Annotated in this window: 5 protein-coding genes; all 5 read left to right on the plus strand. The window is 64.8% G+C overall.

Annotated elements, in window-relative coordinates; translation table 11 throughout:
• Positions 1-46: 46 nt before the first annotated feature.
• The 5 genes from Q0030_RS16200 to Q0030_RS16220 all read left to right on the plus strand — a co-directional run bounded on the left by Q0030_RS16200 (position 47) and on the right by Q0030_RS16220 (position 6251).
• Positions 47-2326 (plus strand): TonB-dependent siderophore receptor, encoded by a 2280-nt coding sequence (locus tag Q0030_RS16200; RefSeq protein ID WP_298368773.1) that lies wholly within the window; start codon positions 47-49, stop codon positions 2324-2326.
• Between the two features lie 2 nt (positions 2327-2328).
• Positions 2329-3813: a PepSY-associated TM helix domain-containing protein gene (locus Q0030_RS16205; RefSeq protein ID WP_298368776.1), complete on the plus strand. Its 1485-nt coding sequence runs from the start codon at positions 2329-2331 to the stop codon at positions 3811-3813.
• 130 nt (positions 3814-3943) lie between these two features.
• A complete protein-coding gene (locus Q0030_RS16210; RefSeq protein ID WP_298368779.1) occupies positions 3944-4669 on the plus strand; it encodes an STN domain-containing protein in 726 nt (241 codons plus the stop codon).
• Positions 4666-5208, plus strand: a complete 543-nt coding sequence (locus Q0030_RS16215; RefSeq protein WP_298368782.1) for a sigma-70 family RNA polymerase sigma factor — start codon at positions 4666-4668, stop codon at positions 5206-5208. The genes Q0030_RS16210 and Q0030_RS16215 overlap by 4 nt, the downstream gene beginning before the upstream one ends.
• Positions 5209-5270: 62 nt before the next feature.
• Entirely contained in the window at positions 5271-6251 is a 981-nt protein-coding gene (locus tag Q0030_RS16220) for a FecR domain-containing protein (RefSeq protein ID WP_298368784.1), read from the plus strand.
• Positions 6252-6519 lie beyond the last annotated feature (268 nt).

Below are 6519 nucleotides of genomic sequence, written 5' to 3' on the forward strand. Positions count from 1 at the left end.
CCAGTCCGCGTTCGCGGTGACGTGCCACGTTACCGCGAGTCCTTTCATGTCTCCGTCCTCTCCCGCCGCGCGCCGTTGGCGCCTCGGTCTCGTTTGCTCCCTGTCATCGCTGCTGCTGCCGGCCGAGGGGTCAGCACAAACATCGCCACCCACCACGCTCGATCCGATCGAGGTCGCGCCCTCGACATCCGCAAAGCCCAAGCCCGCGGCGCGAAGCCGCAACTCGGCGTCGTCGCGGCCTCGCGCCAGACCTGCAACGGCGGCGGCTGCCGGCGGTGCGCCGCGCGCCGCGGCGTCAGGCGCATCGGGATCGGCATCGCCGACGCTCAACGCCACCACGCAGGGCGGCACCGGCAGCCGCCTCAATCTGACGCCGCTGCAAACGCCGGCCAGCGTCGAGATCGTCACGTCGCAGACCATCGCCGAACGCGGCCAGCATAACGTGCTCGATGCCGTCACCCAGGATGCGGCCGGCTTCATCGCAACGCCGGCGCCCGGCAATGGCGGCCTGTCGTTCAGCACCCGCGGCTTTGCCGGTAGCAATTCGGTGATGACGCTGTATGACGGCACGCGCTTCTATATCGGCTCAGGCACCCTGACGTTCCCCTACGACACCTGGTCGACCCAGCGCATTGAGGTGCTGCGCGGTCCGGCCTCGGTGCTGTATGGCGAGGGCGCGATCGGCGGTGTCATCAACGTCGTTCCGAAGAAGCCGCAGGGCACGCCCTACAACGAGGCCGAGGTCTCGCTCGACAGCAACATGACGCGGCGGTTGTCGGTCGACAGCACCGGTCCGATCAATCCCAATGTGTCGTACCGCATCAACGCCACCGGCAACATGTCGGACGGCTGGGTCGATCGCGACAAGACCTCGAATGCGGTGGTTTCCGCCGCCGTGCGGGTGCAGGCATCGGACAGTCTCGCCTTAACGCTCTCCGAGGATTATGGCGACCGCAGCCCATCGCGCTATTTCGGCACGCCGCTGATCAACGGTTCGATCCAGGACGCGCTGCGCTTCAAGAACTATAACGCGTTGGACAGCGCGATCCGCTACCAGGACAGCTGGACCCAGTTCAAGACCGAGTGGGACGTCGCCGACGGCATCAAGGTCAACAACACCGTCTATTACTTGACCAGCGAACGGCACTGGCGCGACATCGAGAACTACACCTGGAATTCGAAGACCCAGCTGCTCGACCGCAACAACTATATCGAGATATTCCACGACCAGAAGCAGGTCGGCAACCGGATGGATGCGACCTTCAACGGTCACGTCTTCGGACTGGCGAACCAGTTTGTTGCCGGGTTCGACGTCAACCACATCGATTTTACCCACACCAACAACTCGCCCTATAGCGGCGCATCGTCGGTCAATCCTTACGTCTTCGATCCCGGCTCGTTCTTCGCGACGACGTCTCCGACCACGCCCGGCTTCAATTCGATCGTCAATCAGTACGCGTTGTTCGCCGAAGACCGGCTGTCGCTGACCGATCAATTGTCGCTCGTCACCGGCGTCAGATATGATCGTCCCGATATCGATCGCACCGACTACAGGACACCAGGGAATAGCTTTGGCGTTTCGCTGTCGGGCACCAGCTGGCGCACCGGCCTCGTCTATGAGCCGATCAAAAATCTGGCGTTCTATGGCCAGTATGCCGTCGGCGTCGATCCGGTCAGCAACCTGATCTCGCTGTCGACCTCGCAGAAAACCTTCCAGCTCGCGACCGGCAAGCAGACCGAGATCGGGGTCAAGCAGTCGTTCTGGGACGGACGCGGCGAGTGGACGCTGGCTGCTTACGAGATCGTCAAGACCGGCCTGACCATTCCAGATCCCAGCAATCCCGCTGCCGGCCTGGCGCTGCAGATCGGACAGCAATCATCCCGCGGGGTCGAAGGATCAATCGGGCTCGCGCTGAACGATGGCTGGCGCGTCGACGCCAATCTCGCGCTGTTGCGTGCGAGATACGACAACAACAGCCAGGTGGTCGGGGGGAAGGTCGTCAGCTACAACGGCAATGTCCCGGTGAACGTGCCGCAGCAGGTCTCGAACGTCTGGCTGACCTGGGACTTCGCGCCCAACTGGTCGGTCTATGGCGGCGTACAGATCGTCGGTGCGATGTACTCCGATCTCGCCAACACCCAGCTACGGCCGGGCTATAACGTGGTCAATGGCGGCATCAGGTGGAAGCCCGATGACCGCACCACGGTTGCGTTCCGCCTCTACAATCTGTTCGACAAGGTCTACGCGGTGACGTCGAACGGGACGGGGCAGTGGCTGCTCGGGATGCCGCGCACCGCCGAATTGTCCGTCAATGTGAAGTTCTGACCATGCGTAACGCTCTGATCTGGCGAGCGCGGCGGTGGCTCTATGTCGTCCATCGCTGGATCGGCATTGCGACGTGTCTCTTCTTTGCGATGTGGTTCATCTCCGGCCTCGTCATGATGTACGTGGCCTTTCCGAGCCTCACCGACAGCGAGCGCCTGTCCGCGCTCCCTGTCATTCTCTGGAACAAAGTGCAGGTCGCTCCTGATCGCGCGATGGCGATCGCGGGCACGGAGCATTATCCACGCGATCTCCGGCTCTCGATGATGGACGACGTTCCGGTCTATCGCGTGACCGGCTGGAAGGGCGGCGCCGTCACCATCTCGGCGATCGACGGCAGCGTCATCGACCGGATCACGCCGGATCAGGCGCTTGCCGTTGCCCGGCATCACCCGCGTGCTGTGCAGCCGCAACTGCTCGATACGGTGACGCGCGATCAATGGTCGGTCACCGCGCGCTTCGATTCATTGCGGCCGCTCTATTTGATCGGCCTCGGCGACGCTGACGGCACCGAGTTCTATGTCTCCTCGCGCACCGGCGAGATCGCGCTCGACACCACGCGGCAGGAACGCATCTGGAATTGGCTCGGCTCGATCCCGCACTGGATCTATCCGACCGTGTTGCGCAAGGATGGTCCGCTGTGGCGGGACGTGGTGCTGTGGATCTCCGGTATCTGCCTCGTCGTCGCGGTCACCGGCTTCTGGATCGGCATCCTTCGCCTGCGGCTGACGCGCCGTTACGCTAATGGCGCCGTCTCGCCCTATCGCGGCTGGATGGCCTGGCATCATATCGCCGGCCTCGTCGGCGGCATCTTCGTCTTCACCTGGATATTCAGCGGCTGGTTGTCGCTCAATCCCGGCGGCGCGTTCTCCGGCCGCGGCCTCACGCGCGAGATCGCGGTCGGGTACAGCGGCCATGATACACCCGATATCGTCGCCGGCTTGCCGTCGCCGCCGCAGGTATCGGCAGTGGAGGCGCGCTTCGTCTGGATCGACGGACGCCGGCTGATGGTCCTCGACGCTAGCGGCGGCCGTCGCAGCCTCGTCGATCCCGCGACCGGCGCGCCCGTGACGCTCTCGCCGGACGAGATCGCCGCCGCCGCGCGGGGCGCGATGCCGAAAGCTGCGATGATATCGGCGCGACAGCTCGATGAACCAGACGCCTACTGGTACACGCTGCACCACGTGCGCGAGCTTCCCGTGCTGCGGATCGGCTTCGACGATCCCGCCCACACCTGGCTGCACATCTCTCCGGTCACCGCCGAGATCCTCGACCGCAGCGACGACAGCCGCCGGTCCTATCGCTGGTTGTTCAATGCGCTACACAGTCTGGATTTCCCCGTTCTGCTGCGCATCTCGTCGGCGCGTGACGTCGTGGTCTGGCTGCTGTCGGCGGTCGGCACGATCGTCTCGATCAGCGGTATCGTGATCGGCTGGCGCCGGCTGCGGCCGCGCAAGGTGCGGCCCGCGCGAGGTCTCCGCCCTTGTTAGCAGATTGTCACAATCTGTTTCTATGTTGCGCCTGCCGCGGGGTTTGACGAACGGCTTTGGCGATCACCGATAGATCGTGCCGTTCGGCTGGGGCTTGAGGATCAAGGCGGCGCCTCATTCACTTTGTTCAATGGGTCGGAAGATCGGGCTGCGCTCGAAGCATGATCGGATGTGGCAGCGCCTTCTTGGCCTGGTCATAGGCACTCTCGTTGCCGGGAATATCCAGACGGTAACGATGGCCGCAAGCCTTGAATCAGTTCCGACACCGGCAACGGTTGATTTCGATATTGGCAGCCAGCCGCTGGTCTCCGCACTCGATAACTACAGTGCGGCCACGGGGCGTCAGGTCGTGTACGACGCCACCCTGGCCGGGGGCCGCCGCGCGCAGGCCGTCAAGGGATCGATGACGCCCGACATGGCGTTGCAGCGCCTGCTCGAAGGCACCGGTCTGGTCGCGGTCTATGCCGCGGCCAACGCCTTCACGATTGTGCCTGCGGCCACTACGCCGCAGACGGCGTCGATACACGGTTTCATGCCTTATCTCGCGTCCGTCCAGAGCAGTATCGAGGAGGCATTCTGCCGTTCCGCGCTGACCGCGCCGGGCGGCTATCGGATCAAGTTCAAATTCTGGATCGGGCATGCCGGCGAGGTGCTGCAGCCCCAGCTGCTCGGCTCGACCGATGACAGCGCGCGTGACCAGGCGATCGCCGCCATGTTGCGTGCCGTCGTGATCGGCCGGCCGCCGCCACCGGACATGCCGCAGCCCGTCATGATGGCGGTTTCGCCGCGGCCGCCTTCCGAGACCGGCGACTGTGCTGCGCGTGACCCGAGGCGCCCGGGGTTGGTCGCGCGATGACGGAAACCACTTCGACCACGCTTCGGCAGGTGCTCGTCGAGCGCTACGACGAGCTTCGGCGCCGCCTCGCACGGCGTCTCGGCGACGAGAGAGCCCGCGAAACCCTTCACGAGACGTGGCTGCATCTTCGCGACAAGAACGGCCCGGGCGTGGTGGACAGCCCGATCGGCTATCTGCTGCGCAGCGCGCTCAATCTTGCGATCAGCCGGGAGCGCCAGGAGACGCGCCGGATCAAGCGATTCGAGGTGCAGCCGATGCTCGAGATCGCCGACGCGGCGCCCGGGCCGGAGCGCGAGGTCGAATCCCGGGAGCAGATTGCACACCTGGAGCAGGTGCTCGAGGAACTCACGCCGCGCCGCCGGACGATCCTGCTCGCATCCCGCCTGGAAGGCACGCCGCTGCGGGAAATCGCCGCGCGCCTCGGGGTTTCGCAGCGTTTGGTGGAACTTGAGCTGAAAGCCGCGCTCGAGCATTGCGCCAGGCGGTTTAATAAAAAGGTCACAAGGCGTTTCGGTCCGGCACCGCGGGAAACGTCCTGATAGGAGAGCGTCAGAGTGTTGCGTATTTGGATGGAAGTGCTGCCAAGAGAAACGCCCGATCGATGACACGTAGCGACGAACCGTCGGAGGAGCTGACCGCGATCGAGAGCGAGGCGCTTGCACGCGTCCAGCGGCTTGGTTCGGGTCAGGCCACCCGGCGGGACATCGAGGAAACCAGGCACTGGGGAGGCCAGAGCACCGCTCATTCGGAGGCGCTCGCACAGGCCAGCCTGCTGTGGGATCAGCTCGGCCCGGCCGGCGCCAACCTGTTGAAGCGGCGCGGCGATTCCATGCTGGCGGACATCAGACGGCAGCCACGCATGACGCGGCGGGCGGTGCTCGGCGGCGCGCTGGCGACGTCGGCCGCTGCATATCTCGTGGTGTCGCCGCCGCTGCAACTGTGGCCATCGCTGCAGGATGTGATGGCGGATTATCGCACCGCTGCCGGCGAGCAGCGCAAGCTCACGATCGATGGCGGTGTGAAGGTGACGCTGAACACCGGAACCAGCGTCAATGTTCAGTCGGGCGAGGCGAGCCTCGATCGCATCGAGATCCTGACCGGGGAAGCCGTGATCGCAGCGGCTTCGGCGAGCCGCGAAGTTCGCGTGGTTGCCGGCGACGGCGAGATGAGTGCGCGCCAGGCGCAGTTCAACGTCCGTCATGAGCCGCGCAGCACCTGCGTGACATGTCTCGATGGCGAGGTGCAGGTCGCCCGTCACGGCTCCGTCGCGGCGCTGCGTGCGGGGCAGCAGGTCAGTTATGCAGCGCGTGGTCTCGCCGCGCCGATGTCGGTCGATCCGGCCGAGGTGACAGCCTGGCGCGACGGAATGCTGATCTTTCATGACGCTCCGCTCGGCAACGTCGTGACGGAAATCAACCGTTACCGATCGGGCAAGGTCATGGTGACGAACGCGGAATTGGAACGCCGTCTCGTCAACGGCCGGTTCCGGATCGACAATGTCGATGGCATCCTCGCCATGTTCCAGCAAATTTTCGGCGCGAAGGCGCGGCATCTGCCCGGCGGCATCGTGCTGCTGAGCTGATGTCGAGCGGCCGTGAAAGCGCATATCGCCTGTGCGCAGCAATTGTGATGCAGGTCGCGATTTTGTCGTTCGGTCCCGCCGATCAAATGGCGTCCTTGGGGACGAGAAGCCTGACATGCGGTCAAGCCGTGTGACGAGCATCTGCGCAGATCGGATCTGCGCATCCCTCCGTCCGTCGTTCCCGGGGAACATCCTATGCCGTCTCGTCAGCGCGCCACCCGCCGTCCTCGCCTCGATCCGCGTCGGGTCGCGCCGCCGCGGCAGCGGA

The organism is uncultured Bradyrhizobium sp. (assembly GCF_947648125.1).
GTDB lineage: Bacteria > Pseudomonadota > Alphaproteobacteria > Rhizobiales > Xanthobacteraceae > Bradyrhizobium.